Annotated in this window: 2 protein-coding genes; both read left to right on the top strand. The window is 50.7% G+C overall.

Going from position 1 to position 20,822, the window contains the following annotated elements:
- Window positions 1-3: 3 nt before the first annotated feature.
- On the top strand, window positions 4-3,075 hold the full coding sequence (locus QFZ51_RS25075; RefSeq protein WP_429050143.1) for a hypothetical protein: 3,072 nt from the start codon (window positions 4-6) through the stop codon (window positions 3,073-3,075).
- The gene (locus QFZ51_RS25070; RefSeq protein WP_429050141.1) at window positions 2,966-20,800 is read left to right on the top strand and encodes a Calx-beta domain-containing protein; all 17,835 of its coding nucleotides are present in this window, start codon (window positions 2,966-2,968) and stop codon (window positions 20,798-20,800) included. The genes QFZ51_RS25075 and QFZ51_RS25070 overlap by 110 nt, the downstream gene beginning before the upstream one ends.
- The last annotated feature ends 22 nt before the right edge of the window (window positions 20,801-20,822 follow it).

The following is a 20,822-nucleotide window of genomic DNA, read 5'->3' as shown; positions in this document are numbered from 1 at the left end:
CGCATGGCCCGCATCTTCAAAGCACAGAAAAATAACTGGGCCGACCAGAATATCACTTTCAGATTATCCGGCGGCAACGCGCGGACTTATCTGCTCGTAAGCACTGATCCTACTTTTGGTACAGGTGATGCTACCTACGCATTGAATGCCGACAGCACTGTTACTATTAATAGTAACCTGTTGCCTGATGGCGCTTACTTTACTTTCGCCCGGATGATTACCGGGCCGAATGGTGTAAAAGATGGTATTTCCTTCTGGCTGCGTGCAGATGATGGTATGTCCGGAGGTAAGCAGTGGAACGACTATAGCAACTTTGGCAATAACGCATTGCAGGGTGTGGTGACCGGTCAGCCTATTACTGATGCCAGGGCACTGAACTTTAACTACGGCCTCGTATTCGACGGTACGGACGACTTTTTGGATATTACTACTACACGTATAGATCCGGCTACGTCTACCGTTTTCGCGGTTGGCAATGGTTTAGGGGATATCCTTAGTTCGGGTGCAGTGGGCTCCAGTCATGGAATGGAATTCCGGACTGTTACAGGCAATAAAGTACAGTACCTGGAGAATGCCGCAGCAGTTGTAGCGGTAACCGGTGTAAACACCATCCTGCCTAGTAAACCCTATATTTTCAGCGCCACCCAGGTAAATAACACCCCCAACGGTATACGCATCTTTCAAAACTACACGCTTGACAACCAGGGGGCTATTAATTTAACGCCACTCACTGACAATTTAATTTCTATAGGCTCCCGTTCGATGGCTGCCCGCGCCCTATACTGGAATGGCAATATGGGAGAGGTGATCGGCTATAACCGCGTATTATCTGATGCTGAGCGTCAATCGGTAGAATCTTACCTGGGTCTTAAATATGGTATTACAATAGGTAACGGCGCCACCGATTACCTGGCTACTGACGGGTCGAAATACTGGACAGCCGATGCCATCTATAAATCCCGCATTACCGGTATAGGAAGAGATAACGGTACTTCGCTGAATACCAAACAATCGCTCAGTGTAGATACTGGCTTTGTAACTATCTCCCTGGGTAATAACATTGCGATTACAAACGAACAGAATACCAACACTATTACCAACGATAAATCTTTCTTTGTATTTGGAGATAACGGGCAGCCCGCTGCTTCTTATACAAATATTATAAGCGGTGCAAACGCTACCCGCCGCCTGCCACGCATCTGGAAAGTAGATAAAACCAACTGGGCCGATCAGCCGATCACCTTGAAAGCAGATGCACCCGGCACGAAAGTATACCTGTTGATCAGCACGGATCCTACTTTTGCTACGATCAACCAGGAACTGCCGCTGAATACAGACAAGACGATTACACTCAATTCCAGCCTGATGCCTGACGGTGTGTATTTCACCTTCGGCGCCGCAGTAAAATATCCGGGCGGTGTAAGCAGTGGTAAACTGGTGTGGTTGCGCGCGGATCTGGGTACTTCTGCTAACGCAGACAATACGCCGATCGGCAGCTGGAACGACTATAGCTCTAACGGGAACAATATGTCACAGAATACGCCGGCCAGTCAGCCAGTGTATTTCAATAACGCCACCAACAACATGAACTTTAACCCGGTGGTTAAGTTTAATGGAGGCGCCAATGTGATCAATGCAATGACAGGTGTTACTTCTTTACTGAAAACAGGTACTTACACCGGAGAAGCAGCATTTTTTGCAGGTAGTCAATCGAATACTGTTGCCGCTGTTATCTATACAGAACCTGCCGGTACAGGCACGCAGTTCACCCTGCATGCCACCTGGTCTGATAATGTTGTTTACTGGGATGCACCGTATATCAGTAACCGCCTTAGTTATAACGCGGGAGATATCAATAACCAGATCATTCTCTGGACAGCCACCAATGACAATAATCTTGCTGCCAACCGGCAGTCCATTTACCGGAATGGGTTAAATGTAGCTAATGGTAACAATAACAGTGTGCTTACCGGTAACAATACTCCTTTCCAGCTTGGTTGGAACGGTCCTAACTCTTACAGTGGCCGCATGGGCGATCTGATCGTTTATGCAAACGCGCTTACGCCAAATGAGCAGCAGCGTGTGAATACCTACATGGCTATTAAGTACGGTATTAGTTTGAATAACGGCGCCTCTAACTATCTTGCCACCGATGGCAGTACAGTATGGAATGCCGCCACCAACACCGGTTATGGCAATTATATCACTGGTATCGGCCGCGATGACGCGGAAGATCTTAACCAGAAACAATCCCGGAATACGGCAGCTGGCATACAGCTGGCTATCGGCTTAAACAGTTTGTCTGAAACCAATCTGGAAAATGCCAACTCATTTACAGCGGACAAATCATACATGATATGGGGCGACAATGCCGGCAGCAGTCTCTTTAAAACGCCGCTTACTGGTCACCCGGTAGCAAACTACCGTATGGCGAGGGTGTGGAGAGTACAGGAAACCGGTACAGTCGGCAATGTTCAGGTAGCGGTGCCATACGATGCATTGCCCAATGCTGCGCAGACTTACCTCATTATCAGTAACGACGCTACCATTGACGGATCGGACCAGTTTATCCCTGTAACCGCAACCACCCTCAACGGCGTGAAACAGTATGCCGCCAACGTAGATTTGACCAACGGCCAGTACTTTACCTATGGTGCGTCCATCAAAACGCCAGGCGGTGTGGTTGGAACCAGCTTATGGCTCCGGGCCGATGCCGGTACATCCAGCACTACAGACGGCACTGCTATCAGCGGCTGGACAGATTATGCTTCAGACCTGAACAACGCCACGCAAACAACTACACCGGCCAGCCAGCCGTTGTATATGAACAACATAACAAATAATGCCAACTTTAACCCGGTAGTGAAATTTGACGGTACAGATTATATGGGTCTGAATATTACCAAGCTGCCGGTAGGTACCACTGCCAGAACATTCTTCGGCACTGGTAGCTTAGCTACCACCGGTGCGGGTAATAAATTTTATTCTCGCATATGGTGCCGGAGCCACCAACGTGGGTTCTGGTCTTGCTGTTGTAGGTGGAAACGGAACAGCAGATTTTGTGGGATGGGCTAATGATGTGGTAAGCCCTGCAGGTAACTGGCAGGCAGGCATGTTTAATGAAATGGTGGGTGTATGGGCCGGTAATGGCGGCAATGCTACCCTGTACAGCAAGATGAAAGCATTAGGTGGTCCGGTGGCAAAGGCATGGAATACAGGCAACGTTGACGCTGGTATAGGTTCCTGGCCATGGGATAAAGCCCAAGCATGGAATGGTACTATGGGAGATATTATCGTATATCCGACCGCGTTAACCACCACAGAATTGCAACGTGTATCTACCTATTTGGCTATCAAGTACGGCTATACGATAGATCAAACCGCTGCTACCGATTACCTGGCTACCGATGGCACCACTAAAGTATGGGATGCCACCGGCAACGCTACCTATAAAAATAATATTACCGGTATTGGCCGTGATGATGTGGAAGGGCTTACGCAGAAGCAATCCCGGAGCATCAATGCAGGCTTCCAGCCCATAGTGGGCCTGGGCGGCATTGCTGAAAACAATTTTGCCAATACCAATACCTTCTCCGCAGACAAATCATATATGGTATGGGGCGATGATGGTGCCAGCACTTCCTTTACCACCGCTATCACCGGTAACCCTGCCGTAAGCACACGTATGGCGAGGACCTGGAAAGTACAGGAAACCGGTACCGTTGGTACAGTGGCCATTTCGATTCCGAAAGATCAGCTGCCGTTAAGCGCTACCACACCTTACCTGGTAGTGAGCGGCGACGCCACTTTTGACGGGGCAGATCAGTTTATCCAACTGTCTGAAGGCGACGTAAACGGCGTTCCAAGCTATTCAACCAACATTGATCTTACTAACGGTCAATATTTCACTTTCAGCAGCTTAGTAACTTCACCGGGCGGTGTGCCGGGTGAAATGCTGTGGGTAAAAGCAGATGCAGATGTGCAGGCAAATGGAAGCGACCAGGTAGAGCAATGGTTGAACCAAAGTGGGTCTATGGTTACTGAGCTGCGCGCGGCGCCTGTTGCGCATACAGACGCTATCGCTGCCTCGGCTGATATTATCCGTGTAGCCAATGGCATTAACTTTAATCCAACGCTTGATTTCACCGGTGCAATAGGCAAATCCCTGAAAGGAAATGCCGCAGCTAACTGGAACACATCGGCCAACTTGTCCATATTCTCTGTAAATAAGCCTGAAGGTGTTGTTCCAAACGGCGGCGGAGGTATTTTTAGCAGTAATGGTAACTGGACCGTAAGCGGAGGGTCCGGCAGAAGCCTGATGTATCTTACCGGCGGCAATTTTGCTCTTGACGGCGCCGGATGCCCTACCGCACAATCGACGCCTTCTTATGCCGGACCTATTATAGCCAGGGGTATTTACGTAAATGCCAGCAACCCGCAGAATGGAAGTACCTGGCTGAACGGTAAACAATCTATCCTTGGCGCCAGCTGTCCGACACAATCGGATGGTTCCTTCTTCGAAATAGGCGGCCGCACCACAGACAACGCCACATATGACAACAGAATCTTCAACGGAAAGATCCCTGAAGTGATCGTATACAAATCAGCGCTTACACCTACCCAGGCGCAGCAGGTAGAATCTTACCTCGGCGTTAAATATGGTATTACACTCGACCAGACCACCGCACAGGATTACCTGGCTACCAATGGCTCGGTAATCTGGAACGCTACTGCCAACAACACTTATAAAAACAACATCTTTGGTATAGGCCGTGACGACGCAGAAGGACTTGTACAGAAACAATCCCGCAGCGTGCATACCGGCTCCATCCTCACCGCCGGCATTCGTTCTATTGCTGCTACCAATGCAGAGAACACCAATACTTTCGGTGCAGATAGAAGTTATCTCTTACTTGGCAGCAACAGCGCCGCCCTCACCGTAAGCGGTACAGATCTGCCGGTGGGCAGCTGTATCGCAGAACGCCTCACGCAGGAATGGAAAGCGCAGTACACCAACTATAATATCAGCACACAGCCGCTCAGTTTGCAGTTCGACCTGAACGGTATCACGGTAGGAGGTACTACAGCAGCCGATTTCACCATGATGATCGACCAGGATGGCGATGGTAACTTTGCTACCGGCACCGTTACTGAAATACCTGCTACCGCCTTTAACGGCGGTATTGTGAGCTTCGAAAATGTGAGTGCGGTTACAAATGGCGTGGTGTTCACGCTCATTACCAGTCATCCTGAACGCACCGCTAACCTGGTGCCGGATGCTACCGTGAGAACAGTGGCCGCTACCTGTATTAATAATGACACCCTTTATTTCATTGATCCATCTGATCCTAACAAATACATTGCCTCCATTGCGCTGAACGGCAATACCATGGATGTAACCAAACTGTCGGCTGTTGTTGACGTGAACAGGGATATGAATGCAGCGCTGGGTAAAAACAGCGGTACCGACTATGGTACCCAGTTGATGCGCAGGCTGGTGCATATTGCTTACACCGGCGCCAACCTGACCCAGAACGGTGGTATTACCCTCCGTCTCTTCTGGAATCCTGCAGAAAAAACCAATGCAGAAAATATGCTCTCCGGTACCCGCGGCGTAACCGGAACGCAGCGGTGGACCTGGTTCAAACATACCGGTGATTTTACCGCTACCCTGGCCGACCTGGCTCCTCAGGGACTGGCCAATATTACAGAGATCACCCCGTCCGCTACGGGGCAGCAGGATGGCGTGGAATACGTTGAATTCAGCGGTATTCAGAACTTCTCCACCTTTGGCGGTTTAACGGCTGTCAAAGAAGTGCTGACCATCACCAAAGCGCAGGACGGTACAGAAGGTACACAGAACGGTTCCTTTAATATCAACTTGCCTGCATCCATAACGGCTACCGAAGATATTACCGTGAACTATACCGTAACAGGTACCGCTGTTAACGGCGCCGACTACACGTCGCTGACCGGCACCGTTACCTTCCCTGCTGGAAGTAACAGTGTAGCCTTGCCGGTAACAGTTACCGACGATAACATACTTGAAACAACAGAAGGAGTGACGGTTACCCTGAACAACGCCATCGGCGCTACCAGCGGCAACGCTTATAATATCGCCGGCACACAGGCAGCCGCTTCTCTGACCATTGCCGATAACGACAGTAATGATCCTGCTAAAACTGTTGTAGGTGTAACCTGGGATAGTGATGCAAAGGAACCGGCAACTAACGGCGCCTTTAAAATCAGCCTGCCGGCAAATATTATTTCGTCGGAAGATATTACCGTGAATTATGCTATTGCCGGTACTGCTACACCAGGCGCCGATTATGGTGTGCTGAGCGGATCTGTAGTAATTCCTGCGGGCGACAATGGTGTAATGTTACCGGTGATTGTAGGCGATGACCAGTTCGTGGAACAACCTGAAACCGTATTGCTGACAGTAACCGGAGGCAGCTCCGCCAACTTTACACTTACCTCCAGCACTACCGCCGGTAATGCTACGGTGAACGTGATAGATGATGAGAACATACCGGCTAACCTGGTAATGAGTGTAGCTAAAACTGCCGACGGGTCAGAACCTGCAGTTAATGGCGGCTTTACGATCAGTTTGCCAACAGGTATTCTCTCTACTGACGACATCACCGTCAGCTATAACATCGGTGGTACAGCCATAGGTGGGTCTGATTATACCGCTCTTACAGGTACGGCTACTATACCTGCGGGCCAGCCCAGTGTATCCCTGCCCGTTAGTGTAACCGACGACGATATCATTGAAAATACAGAAACCGTGCTTGTAACGCTCACGGGCGGTACCAGCGCCGGCGCTACCTATACTGCCAGCACTACCAACGGCAGCGCATCACTTAATATAACAGATAACGATAACACCGCGCTTAACCGTGTACTGAGCATCACCAAAAAAACAGATGCTGCTGAACCGGGTACCAATGGTGAGTTCACCATCAGTTTGCCTGCCGGTATCACCGCATCAGAAGATATTACCATAGCCTATACGCCTACCGGTACTGCCGCCAGTGGCACAGATTACACCGCCCTGGGAACAACTGTTCTGCTGCCAGCAGGACAAAATAGTGTCTCCTTACCGCTCACCGTTGCCAATGACCAGATCATTGAGAACACAGAAACCGTTATTGCAACGGTGACCGGCGGTACCAGCACCAACTTTGCATTTACGGCTAGCGGCACTAGCGGCAGCGCAACGGTAAATATCGCAGATGACGATAATACCGCTGCAAACAATGTTTTAGGCGTACGTAATGCAGGCAACGCTTCCGAGCCAACCACCAATGGCGCCTTTAAAATTGGCCTGCCAACAGGTGTTACTTCTTCAGAACCTATTACCGTCACTTATACTATCGGCGGTACCGCTACTAACGGCACCGACTACACTACGCTTGCTGGTACGGTGATAATACCCGCCGGCCAGGACAGCGTTACGGTACCGGTAGTTGTGGCAGATGATAAATTACTGGAAAACACAGAAACGGTTATACTCACCCTGTCCGGCGGTACATCTTCCAGCTTTACGTTTACGGCCAGTCCAACTAATGGTAATGCTACCTTAAATATTTCAGACGATGATAACACCGCTCTTAACCGTGTACTGAGCATCGCCAAAACGAGCGACGGTGCAGAACCTGCTACCAATGCAGGATTCCGCATCAGCCTGCCTGCGGGCATACTCCCGTCAGAGGCGATTACCGTAAACTATACCATTGGAGGTACTACCACTAACGGAACGGACTATACGACTTTAAGCGGCACCGCAACAATTCCTGCGGGACAAAATGATGTAGCACTACCTGTTACCGTTACCAACGATCAGATCATAGAAGGTACTGAAACAGTAGTGTTAACCATCACCGGTGGCAGTAGTACTAACTTCGTTTACACTGCCAGCACCACGAATGCAGCTGCTTCTGCTAACATTACCGACGATGATAACACAGCAGCCAACCGTGTGTTGAGCATCAGCAACGGAGGTAACGCGGCCGAACCAGGTACTGCCGGCAAGTTTATGGTAAGCCTGCCTTTGGGCGTCACGGCTTCGCAACCTATTACGGTGACCTATTCCATAGCAGGAACCGCTACCAGTGGTACGGATTACGCCGCTATTACAGGAACACTCACCATACCGGCTGGGGAAGACAGTATAGCCGTGCCGGTTACAGTTATCAATGATAATATCATTGAACCAACCGAAACAGTGATCATGACTATCAACAGCGGAACCGGTGGCGGATTCAGTTATACTGCATCTGCAACGGCTAAAACTGCTACCGTAAATATTACGGATGATGACAATACCCCGGCTAATCTTGTGGTGAGAGTCCAGGTAGCCCGTGATGGGGCTGAAGGTGGCAGCACTGTGAGGTTCAATTTCCTCCTGGCTCCGGGTGTTAGTAGTTCTGAACCTGTAACGATAAAATATACGATAGGGGGTACCGCAATATTAGGTACGGACTATAACGGTCTATCTGCGGGACACTTCACCGGAACAGCTGTTATTTCCCCAGGAACTAGCACTGCCACAGCGGGTACCATAGTGGATGATCAGATTATAGAGGGCACAGAAACAGTGGTACTTACCATCACCAGCGCCTCTTCCGCCAGCTATACATTTGCACCTGATCCGGTTGAAGGTAGCGCTACGGCAAATATCATTGATAACGATGATACGCCGGGCAACCGGGTGCTCAGCATCACCAAAGCAGGAGATGCAGCCGAACCGGCAACACACAACACCTTCAGGATTAACCTGCCAACAGGCGTAACGATCGCCCAGCCTGTTACCGTGAATTATACGGTAAGCGGCACGGCCACTGCAGGTACAGATTACGCGAACCTTAGCGGTACTGCGATCATTCCTGCCGGTGCAACAGGTGTAACACTGCCTGTAAACGTAATCGATGATGACCTCATTGAGAATAACGAAACAGTAGTGGTAACCATTACGAGTGGAACCGCCGGCAGTCTCACTTTCACTGCCAGCCCAACGAATGGCACAGAAACCATGAACATTGCAGATAACGATAACACCACCACCAACCGGGTGCTCAGTATCGTGAAACAGTCAGATCTCGAAGAACCTGCTGGGGACGGTAGCTTCAAGATTAGCCTGCCTTCCGGTGTACTCTCATCAGAAGCCGTAACGGTTAATTATACCGTTGGCGGAACCGGTACCAACGGTGCAGATTATACTACATTAAGTGGCAGCGTAATCCTGCCCGCCGGTCAGAACAGCGTGATCATTCCTGTAGCGATATCAGACGATAAGATCATGGAAGGTACAGAAACGCTGACCGCCACCATTACCAGCGGCGCCAGCACCAGCTTTGCATTCACTGCCAGCACTACCAACGGCAGTGCTACCGCTGATATCGTGGATGACGATAACACAGCGGCAAACCAGGTACTGGGTGTAGCTAAAGGTAGCGATGCCGCAGAACCAGGCACCAATGGCGCCTTTATCATCGGACTGCCAAAAGATTATACCGCGGCTTTACCAATTGCGATAAATTATACCATAACAGGTACTGCCGGAAGCGGCACCGATTATACGGCATTAACAGGCTCGGTAATCCTGCCGGCCGGACAAGACAGTGTATCCGTACCAGTTAGTGTGATCAACGACCTGGTAGTAGAAAACACCGAGACCGTGATCCTCACGCTCACCGGTGGCACCAGCACTGGCTTCACTTACACCGTTAGCCCAACAAATGCTAACGCTACTGTAAATATTACAGATGACGAAAACTCACTGGCTAACCGTGTACTCAGCGTTACCAACACCGGCAACGCGGCAGAACCAGGTACCAACGGAGCGTTTACGATCAGTTTGCCTGGCGGAATAGTACCGTCAGAAGACATCAACGTCACCTATACGATCGGTGGTACAGCCACAGGTGGGTCTGATTATACCGCGCTTACCGGCACAGCGGTGATCCTCGCCGGCCAGGATAGTGTAGTCGTTCCCGTAACCGTGATCAATGACCAGACCATAGAAGGTTTGGAAACAGTGACTCTGACTGTCAGCGGTGGAACCAGCAGCAACTTTGCATATTCCGCCAGTACCACCAATGGTAATGCCACCGTGAACATTGCGGATGATGACAATACCGCCGCTAACCAGGTACTGACCGTTACCAAAAAAGCGGATGCAGCAGAACCAGCCACCAATGGTAGCTTTACTGTGAGTCTGCCTGCAGGTATCCTTGCAGCCAGGGACATACAGGTAACCTACAGCATAGGCGCCGGTACCGCAACTCCTGGCTCAGATTACAGGGCTATCACCGGTACTATTACCATACCTGCCGGTAAAAATGATGTAACCGTTCCTGTGACGGTGATAGACAATACCGTGATTGAGCCGGATGAAACCGTGATCCTGAATATTTCGGGAGGAAATGATACACAGTTCAATTATACCGTGGCAAGTAGCGGAGGTTCCGCTACGGTAACAATCACCGACAACGATCATGTTACCAACAGCAATATCGTGCTGCTCACCAAAGTATCCGACGCCATAGAGGGCGGTACGAACGGCCAGTACAGGATTTCCCTGCCACCGGGCGTTACCAGCTCTGAAGATGTGGTGGTGACCTTTGCGCTCCCTACGACCCCTGGTACCCCTACGGGAGGAACAGCCAATAATACAATTGACTATAATTTGCTGGGACTGTCGGGAGGTAATATTGTGATACCGGCAGGCGCCAACGAAGTGTTCATAGATGTGGATGCCGGCAACGACGGTGTCATTGAAGGGCCTGAAACTGTGGTACTGACCCTGCTCAACGCAGCCTCCAGCAGTTATCCGTTTACAATAGATCCTGCAGGTAATGGAGCGGTAGTAAATATTATAGATGCCAATGCGGCCAGCAGTACACCAATACAGGTAATTACCGGCACCAATGCCGCAGAACCAACCACCAACGGCAGCTTCACCGTGAAGCTGGCAGGTGTGGCTACTTCTGCATGGCCAGTTACGGTAGGATACCGTGTGTCAGGTACCGCCGTATCCGGTTTGGATTACGAGGCATTGGGAACCATTGAGATTCCGGCTAATACCAATGCTATATCCGTACCGTTCATAGTGAAAAACGATAAGATAATTGAGCCGGTCGAAACAATGACCATTACGCTCTTGTCGGGCAGTGCTACAGATGGTGGTGGCAACGCCTTCATCTTCCCGCCTGATCCGGCTAATGATGATATTACAGTGACCATCGCAGATGATGATGCCGTGGCAGCTAACCAGGTACTGAAAGTGGTGAAAACCACCGACGCGGGAGAACCGTCTGCCGCTGGTGCCTATACGGTAAGTCTGCCGGCTGATTATACGTCCGCTGCCAATATTACGCTGAGCTATACCATGAGTGGTACTGCCACACGTAATACCGATTACTCGATCAGTACTATTACGCTGCCGGCCAATAGCAACAGCATTACCTTACCGCTGACCGTAATAGATGACAAGATCATTGAGAATACAGAAACGGCCATACTGACCCTTACAGGTGGTACAGACGGTAATGCATTCACTTATACAGCAGATGCCACCGCTGACAATGCCACCGCGAATATCACAGATGATGATAATACTACCGATAATAAAGTATTGCTGGTAACCAACAGCGGTGACGGTGCAGAACCGGGTACCAATGGCGAATTCACCATCAAGCTGCCTAAGGGTATTACATCATCCGAGCCTATTACCGTAAGCTATACCGTAGCTGGTACAGCCATCGCAGGTACCGACTACACTGCCCTTACCGGCACTGCGGTAATACCAGCAGGCAAGGATAGTATAACTATACCGGTAGTGGTAGCAAACGACCAGATAATAGAAGGTACAGAAACGGTAGTAGTTACCCTCACCGGTGGTGTCAGCACCAGCTTTAACTTTACGCCTGCAAACGGTAATGGCACGGCTACAGTGAACATCACAGATGATGACAACACAACGGCTAATCAGGTGATCAGCGTCAGCAAAACCACTGATGCTGCAGAACCAGGCACCAACGGCGCATTCTCTGTGAGCCTGCCCGCAGGTGTGAGATCTGCACAGCCGGTAACCGTAAATTATACGATTACAGGTACCGCCGTTAATGGAACAGATTACGCAACACTCTCCGGCTCCGTGGTAATACCTGCCGGTGATAATAGTGTGCCTGTACCGGTAACCGTTACAAACGATAATATCATTGAAGGAACTGAAACAGTGATACTCACTGTTACAGATGGCGCTTCACAGAGCTTTGTCTTCACTGCCAGCACTACCAACGGTAATGCTACCGCAAACATCGCAGACGACGATGCGGTTGCCGCTAACCTGGTACTCAGTGTCGCCAAATCAAAAGATGCCGCTGAACCAGGCACCAACGGCTCGTTCCGTATCAGTTTGCCCGCAACGTATACTGCATCAGCGCCTGTAACTGTAAATTATAGTATCTCAGGTACTGCCGCTGCGGGCTCCGACTATGCCGCACTTAGCGGTACTGCAACCATACTCGCCGGACAAAGCGGTGTAACAATACCCGTGAATGTTATAAATGAGCAGATCATTGAAAACACAGAAACCGTGATCATGACGCTCACCGGCGGAACTTCCGGCAGCTTCACCTATACGGCCAGCACTACCAATGGTAATGCTACCGTGAATATTGCAGATGATGACAACACAGCCGCCAACCTGGTGCTGAGTGTGATCAGAACCACTGATGCCGCTGAACCTTCTACTAATGGCGCATTTGTGGTCCGCCTGCCGAGAGGAGTGACCGTTTCAGAAAATGTCACCGTAAACTATAACATGGGCGGAACGGCTACCAATGGCACTGACTACACCAGTCTGAATGGCACGGTAGTAATCCCCGCAGGTCAGGACAGCGTATTAGTTCCGGTAACCGTAACCAATGATATGATCATTGAAGGTGACGAAACAGCTATCATGACACTTATAAACGGAGCAAGCACCAGCTTCAACTTCACCGCGAGCACCACTAATGGTAACGCTACCGTGAATATCGAAGACGACGACAATACGCCGACTGGTCTTGTACTGAATATCTCTAAAAATACAGATGGCGCAGAACCATCCACTAACGCGGCATTCACGATCAGTTTGCCTGCCGGATACACCGCCTCCCAGGATATTACCGTGAACTATACCGTAGCCGGTACTGCCACCAGCGGTACTGATTATGGAGCACTCGGCAACACCATTGTGCTGCCTGCAGGTAAAGACAGTGTGTCCCTGCCGGTAACAGTAATAAACGATCAGATTATTGAGAATACGGAAACAGTGATCGTTACATTGACAGGAGGAACCAGTACCAGCTTCAACCTGGTAGCCAGCAGTACCAACGGCAGCGCCACAGCAAATATTACAGATGATGAGGCCAGCAACCCGGCCAACCTGGTGCTGGGCATTACACGCACTGATGACGCAGCTGAGCCTTCCACCAATGGGGCCTTCAAGGTAGGTTTCCCTACAGGTATCACGGCTGCAGAAGATGTTACCGTAAATTATACCGTAGCAGGTACTGCTACCACCGGTGCGGATTACACCGCCTTAAGCGGTACAGTGGTGATCCCGGCTGGTCAGGATAGTGTAGCCATCCCCGTTATTGTTGCAAACGACCAGATTATTGAGAATACAGAAACGGTGATAGCAACCCTCACAGGCGGATCATCGGCCAGCTTTACCTTCACCGGTACCACTAACGACACCGTGAATATCGCTGATGATGATAACGTGGCAGCCAACCTGGTGTTGAGCGTAACTAAAACAGGAGACGGTGCAGAACCAGGTACCAACGGCGCCTTTAGTATCAGCCTGCCAGCAGGTTACAGGGCATCGGAAGATGTTACCATCAACTATACCATAGCTGGTACTGCTACCAGCGGCACAGACTATACCGCTCTCGCGGGCACAGTAGTGCTCCCTGCCGGAGATAACAGTGTAGCCGTTCCGGTACTTGTACAAGACGATTCAGTGATTGAGAGTACCGAAACCGTGATCATGACGGTTACCGGCGGCGCCTCCACCAGCTTTACGCTGACCGGTAGCACCACCAATGGCCGCGATACAGTGAATATTACAGACAATGACAATACTGCCATTAACCGCGTGCTGAGCGTAGTGAAAACTACCGACGCCGCTGAACCAGGCACTAATGGCGTATTCACCATCACCCTGCCGCTGGGTGTTACAGCAGATGAAGACATCACTGTAAATTATACCATCGGTGGTACAGCAACCAGCGCGAAAGATTACACCGCGCTGAGTGGTTCAGTGATAATCCCTGCGGGCGAGGACAGCGTAACGGTAACAGTACCTGTTATCAACGACCAGGTAATTGAAACCACCGAAACCGTGATCCTCACGCTTACAGGCGGAGCAAGCACCAACTTCAACTTCACTGCCAGCACTACCGGTGGTAATGCTACCGTGAATATTGCAGATGATGATAACATCCCGGCTAACCTGGTGATTAATGTTACCAATCCTGTTAACGGTGCAGAACCGGCTACCGACGGCACATTCACAGTAGGGTTGCCAACGGGATACACAGCCGCGGAAGACATCACCGTTCACTACACCATAGGAGGCACCGCTACAGGGGGCGCCGATTATGCCGCCCTGAGCGGAACAGTAGTGATCCCTGCGGGTCTGGGTAGTGTGCCCGTAGTTGTAGACGTGACCGATGACGACATCATAGAAAATACGGAAACAGTAATATTAACGGCGACAGGGGCTACCTCCACCAGCTTTACACTCGTGGCAAGCAGCACCAGCGGAAAGGATACTGTGGATATCGCAGACAACGATAACACAGCGGCTAACCGGGTACTGGGCGTAAGTAATGCGGGCAATGCAGCTGAGCCGTCAACAAATGGCAGCTTTAAGATCGGATTGCCGCTGGGGGTAACCTCGGCCGAAGATATTACCGTGAATTATACGGTAAGCGGTACAGCCCTGGCCGGCGGCGATTACACCACCCTCACGGGTACAGTGATAATTCCTGCCGGAAAAGATAGTGTAGTGGTACCCGTTACTGTGATTAACGATCAGATCATTGAAAACAGTGAAACGGTGATCCTCACGCTTACAGGTGGTACAAGCACCAGCTTTACCTTCACTGCCAGCACTACCAACGGTAATGCTACCGTGAATATTAACGATGACGATAATACCACTGCGAACCGTGTACTGCTGGTAACCAAAACAGCGGACGGTGCAGAACCAGGCACCAACGGCAACTTCAAGGTAAGCCTTCCTGCCGGTATCACTGCTGCAGAAGACATCACCGTGAATTACGCTATCACCGGCACCGCCGTGAATGGTACGGATTACGCTAACCTTACCGGTTCAGTAGTAATACCTGCCGGCGACAACGAGGTAGCTGTACCGGTAGTCGTAACAAACGACCAGATCATTGAAGGAACTGAAACCGTGATCATGACGCTGACAGGCGGTTCCTCCACCAGCTTTGCATTCACTGCCAGCACTACCAGCGGTAATGCCACCGTAAATATCGCAGATGACGATAACACGGCTGCTAACCGCGTGCTCCAGGTAACCAATAGAAACGACGGCGCAGAACCAGGTACGAACGGCAGCTTTAAGATCAATTTCCCTACCGGGGTTACTTCATCTGAAGACATCACCGTTAACTATACCATAGCAGGTACTGCTACAGGGGATAAAGACTATACCGCCATCACCGGGGTGATCACCATCCCTGCCGGTAAGGATAGTGTAATAATACCGGTTACTGTAACAAACGACCAGATAATAGAAGGTACTGAAACCGTGCTGATGACCCTGAACGGTGGTACATCTGCCAGCTTTACTTTCACAGGAACAAGTAGTGCTACGGTGAACATCACGGATGATGATAACACAGCGGCTAACCGGGTACTCAGCGTCACCAAAGCAGCAGATGCATCAGAACCTTCTACAGCCGGTGCATTCACGATCAAACTGCCTGCTGGTATTACGGTATCAGAAAACGTAACCGTAAACTATACCATCGGCGGCACCGCCACCGCAGGTACTGATTACACCGCTCTCAGCGCATCGGCAGTAATACTGGCCGGTCAGGACAGCGTTACTGTACAAGTACCAGTGATCGACGACAAGCTCATAGAAAATACAGAAATAGTGGTGATGACGCTGAACGGCGGCACTTCGGCTAACTTTACATTCACAGGCAGCAACAGCGCCACCGTCAACATACTCGATGACGATAGCACCGCTGCTAACCGCATACTGAATGTAACCGCCACCAAAAACGCGGCAGAACCAGGTACGGCCGGAGAGTTTACCATCAGCCTGCCTACGGGTATCACCTCATCTGAAGCAGTTACCGTGCACTACACCATCAATGGTACTGCCACCAGCGGAGCAGATTACACCGCCCTCAGCGGCACCGTGGTAATCCCTGCAGGGCAGCCAAACGTTAAGGTAGCAGTACCGGTGATCAACGACCAGATCCTGGAAAATACCGAAACGGTGAATATGACTATCACCAATGGTACTTCTGCCAGCTTCGCCTTCACGGGTGGCGGCACAGCAACGGTGAACATCACAGACGATGAGAACACAGCTGCCAACCGCACACTGAACGTTGTAAAAACAACAGACGCAGCAGAACCTGGCACTAACGGAGGATTCAAAATCGGCCTGCCTTCAGGTATCATTACTTCCGAAGCCATCACCGTAAATTATACCATCGGCGGCACTGCTGCCAGCGGTAAAGATTATACCGCCATCACAGGAACAATTACCATCCCTGCCGGTAAGGATAGCGTGATCGTACCGGTAACCGTAATCGACGATCAGTTGATCGAAAACACGGAAACCGTGGTCATGACACTGAACGGCGGAACATCCACCAGCTTTGCCTTCACCGGTACTGGTAATGCTACTGTGAATATTACTGATGATGAAAACACCGCAGCTAACCGTGTGCTCACTGTCACTAAGGTAACTGATGCATCAGAACCAGCTACCAACGGTGAGTTTAAAATCAGCCTGCCTGCCGGTATCGCTTCTTCCGAAGATGTGACCGTTAACTACACCATCGCCGGCACGGCCACCAGCAATACGGATTATACTGCCATCACCGGAATCATCACCATCCCTGCGGGGACAAATAGCGTGAGCGTACCGGTAACAGTAATAAACGACCAGTTGATAGAAAATACCGAAACGGTGATCATGACATTGAACGGCGGTAACGCTGCCAGCTTTGTCTTCACCGGCACCGGTAATGCTACTGTAAATATTACGGATGACGAGAATACTGCGGCCAACCGCGCGCTGACCGTCACCAAAGTAACAGATGCATCAGAACCTGGTACCAACGGGGCGTTCAAAATCAGTCTGCCTTCAAACATTGCTTCATCTGAAGACATCACTGTAAACTATACGATCGGTGGTACTGCTACCAGCGGTACAGACTATGCCGCCATCACTGGAACCATCACCATTCCTGCAGGCCAGGACAGCGTGATCATACCGGTAACAGTGATAAATGATCAGCTGATAGAAAATACAGAAACCGTGATCATGACGTTGAACGGCGGAACATCCACCAGCTTCACCTTCACCGGCACGGGCAACGCTACCGTGAACATCATCGACGATGAAAGTGATCCGGCTGGTAAAGTGCTGAGCGTAGTGAAAACTACCGACGCAGCAGAACCGGGTACCGATGGTAAGTTTACCATCAGCCTGCCTGCAGGTGTTGCTTCATCTGAAGATGTTACCGTGAACTACACCATCACCGGTACCGCTACCAGCGGTGCAGACTACACCGCACTCACCGGCACCGTGATCATCCCGGCCGGTCAGAACAGCGTGAGTGTACCAGTAACAGTAGAGGACGATCAGCTGATTGAACACACCGAAACCGTGATCATGACACTGAATGGCGGCGCTTCCACCAGCTTCACCTTCACGGGTACTGGTAATGCTACCGTGAATATTACAGATGATGAAGACACACCTGCAAACCGGGTACTGAACATCGTGAAGAAAGCAGACGCAGCTGAACCTGGCACCAACGGTGCATTTACAATCAGCCTGCCTGCAAATATCAGGTCCTCCGAAGACATCACCGTGAATTATACGATTGGCGGTACTGCTACCAGCGGCAAGGATTATACTGCCATCACCGGAACGATCACCATCCCGGCAGGCCAGAATAGTATAGACGTCCCCGTAACAGTGGCAGACGACCAGATCATTGAAGTAACTGAAACCGTGATCATGACGCTCAATGGCGGAACTTCCACCGGCTTCGTATTCACCGGCAACAGTAATGCTACTGTAAACATCACGGACAATGAAAGCAGCACACCAGCCAGCCTGGCACTGACCATCGCCAAAGATAAAGATGGTGCTGAACCAGGTACCAATGGCGGCTTTAAGGTGAGCCTGCCTACAGATATCACATCATCTGAAGACATTACGGTGAATTATACTGTAACAGGTACAGCCACCGCCGGCTCAGATTATACCACCCTCACCGGCACCGTGATCATCCCGGCAGGCGAGAATAGTGTAGCCGTTCCCGTGGTTGTAAAAGAAGACCAGGTGATAGAAGTAACAGAAACAGTGATAGCCACCCTCAACGGCGGCTCTTCTGCCAACTTCACCTTCACCGGAAATGGTAATGCTACTGTAAATATCACCGATGATGAAAGCAGCACGCCGGCCGAACTGGCGCTGACCGTCACCAAAGGTGCAGACGGCGCAGAACCTTCCACTAACGGCCACTTTACCATCGGTCTCCCAACCGGTATCACTTCATCAGAAGATATCACGGTGAACTATACCATTGCAGGTACCGCTACGCCGAATGGAGACTACACCGCCCTTACAGGTACGGCAGTTATCCCGGCCGGTCAGATTGGTGTTACCATACCGGTAACCGTATCAGACGACCAGATCATAGAAGGTACAGAAACCGTGATCCTGACACTGAACGGTGGCACATCCACCAACTTTACCCTCACAGGTACCGGCAGTGCTACCGTAAATATCACTGATGATGAAAATAACCTGGTGCTGAACGTCACCAAAAATGCCGACGGTGCGGAACCAACTACCAACGGCGGCTTCACCATTGGTTTGCCAACCGGTGTTACTGCTGCCGTGGATATCACCGCCAGCTACACCATAGCAGGTACGGCTAAAGGCGGCGCCGACTACACCACCCTTACAGGTACGGCAGTGATCCTGGCAGGCCAGAGCAGCGTTACCATACCGGTAACCGTAACCGACGATCAGCTGATTGAAGGAAATGAAACGGTGATCATCACAGCAACCGGCGGCACCGCCAATGGACTTGTGTTCACACCGGGTACCAACAATACCGTTACCATAAACATAGCAGATGATGATAACAAGGGCCTGGACCTGGTTGTAAATGCCACTACACCAAATGCGGCAGAACCAGCTACAGCAGGAGCGTTTACGATCAGCCTGGCAAGCGGCAAATTACCTGTGGAAGACATTACCGTTACCTACACAGTAACTGGTAGTGGCACAGCAGGCGCCGACTACACCGCCCTCACCGGCACCGCAGTAATTCCTGCAGGCCAGAGCAGCGTGATAGTACCGGTAAATGTAACAGACGACGATCTGATAGAACCAGCAGAAACAGTGGTACTCACCATCACAGGCGGTAAGTCGGCCAGCATTAACTACACGGTAGGTACCAGCAGTACTGCCACTGTAAACATTGCAGACGACGATCACACTAACCTGAACCTGCTCGTTACCGCCAGCAAACCGGATGCTACTGAACCGAATGTCAACGGGGCGTTCACGATCAGCCTGGCCAGCGGCAAGCGCACAGCCGAACCGATCACTTTACAATACATGATAGGTGGTACCGCTACACCGGATGCTGACTACACCGCCATTACCGGAACGATCACCATCCCGGCCGGCGCCAGCAGTGTAACCATACCGGTGAGTGTACTGGACGACAGTGAAGTAGAAACACCGGAAACAGTGGTGTTCATGCTCACCGGCGGACAATCAGCCAGCTACACCTTCACAAAAGGTGCTCCAGGCGACGCTACGGTTACGATCACCGACACCGATAAACTGGCGGGAGACCTGGTGGTTACCAAAGAAATCGTGACACCGGCAGTTGGTCCTTATCGCATGGGTCAGAACCTGACCTACCGCATCACTGTAAGGAATGCAGGTAATATCCCGGTAACCGCCGTGAAAGCAGAAGATCGCTTACCGGTACAGCTGGATGTGCCTAGTCATACTTCCGCAGAAAGAGGGGAGGTAGTAGTAACGCCAGCCACTAAGCTGATAGAATGGAACATCGGTGACCTGGCAGTGGGAGCTTCCGTACAAATGACGCTGACAGCCCGCGTAATAGAAGGCGGACAGCTGATCAACGAAGCTACTGCTTACAGTACAAACATGCCGGACGCCGACAGTGCCAATAACGTAGGGGTATCTGCAGTAGGAATAGAAGGTTCAGATTTATCCTTCCCGAATGTGATCACGCCAAACGGCGATGGTAAGAACGAAAGGTTCATCATCGGCGGGCTGGAGAAATATCCGGGTTCATCGCTGTACATCTTCAACCGCTGGGGCGGACAGGTGTACCAGTCGAAGGATTACCGTAACGACTGGAACGGTGCTAACCTGAACGAAAGTACCTACTACTATATACTGGAAGTGAAGAAGGAGAGTGGAATCAAAAAGTATAAAGGCTGGATAACAATACTGCGGTAAAAGACAAAAATATTATCTGCTA

The organism is Chitinophaga sp. W3I9 (assembly GCF_050434025.1).
Classification (GTDB): Bacteria; Bacteroidota; Bacteroidia; order Chitinophagales; family Chitinophagaceae; genus Chitinophaga.
This window is presented reverse-complemented; position numbering and strand designations above follow the sequence as displayed.

Coding starts and splice junctions, on each gene's coding strand:
- QFZ51_RS25075 (WP_429050143.1), top strand. CDS start 4: ATGGCCCGCATCTTCAAAGCACAGAAAAATAACTGGGCCGACCAGAAT.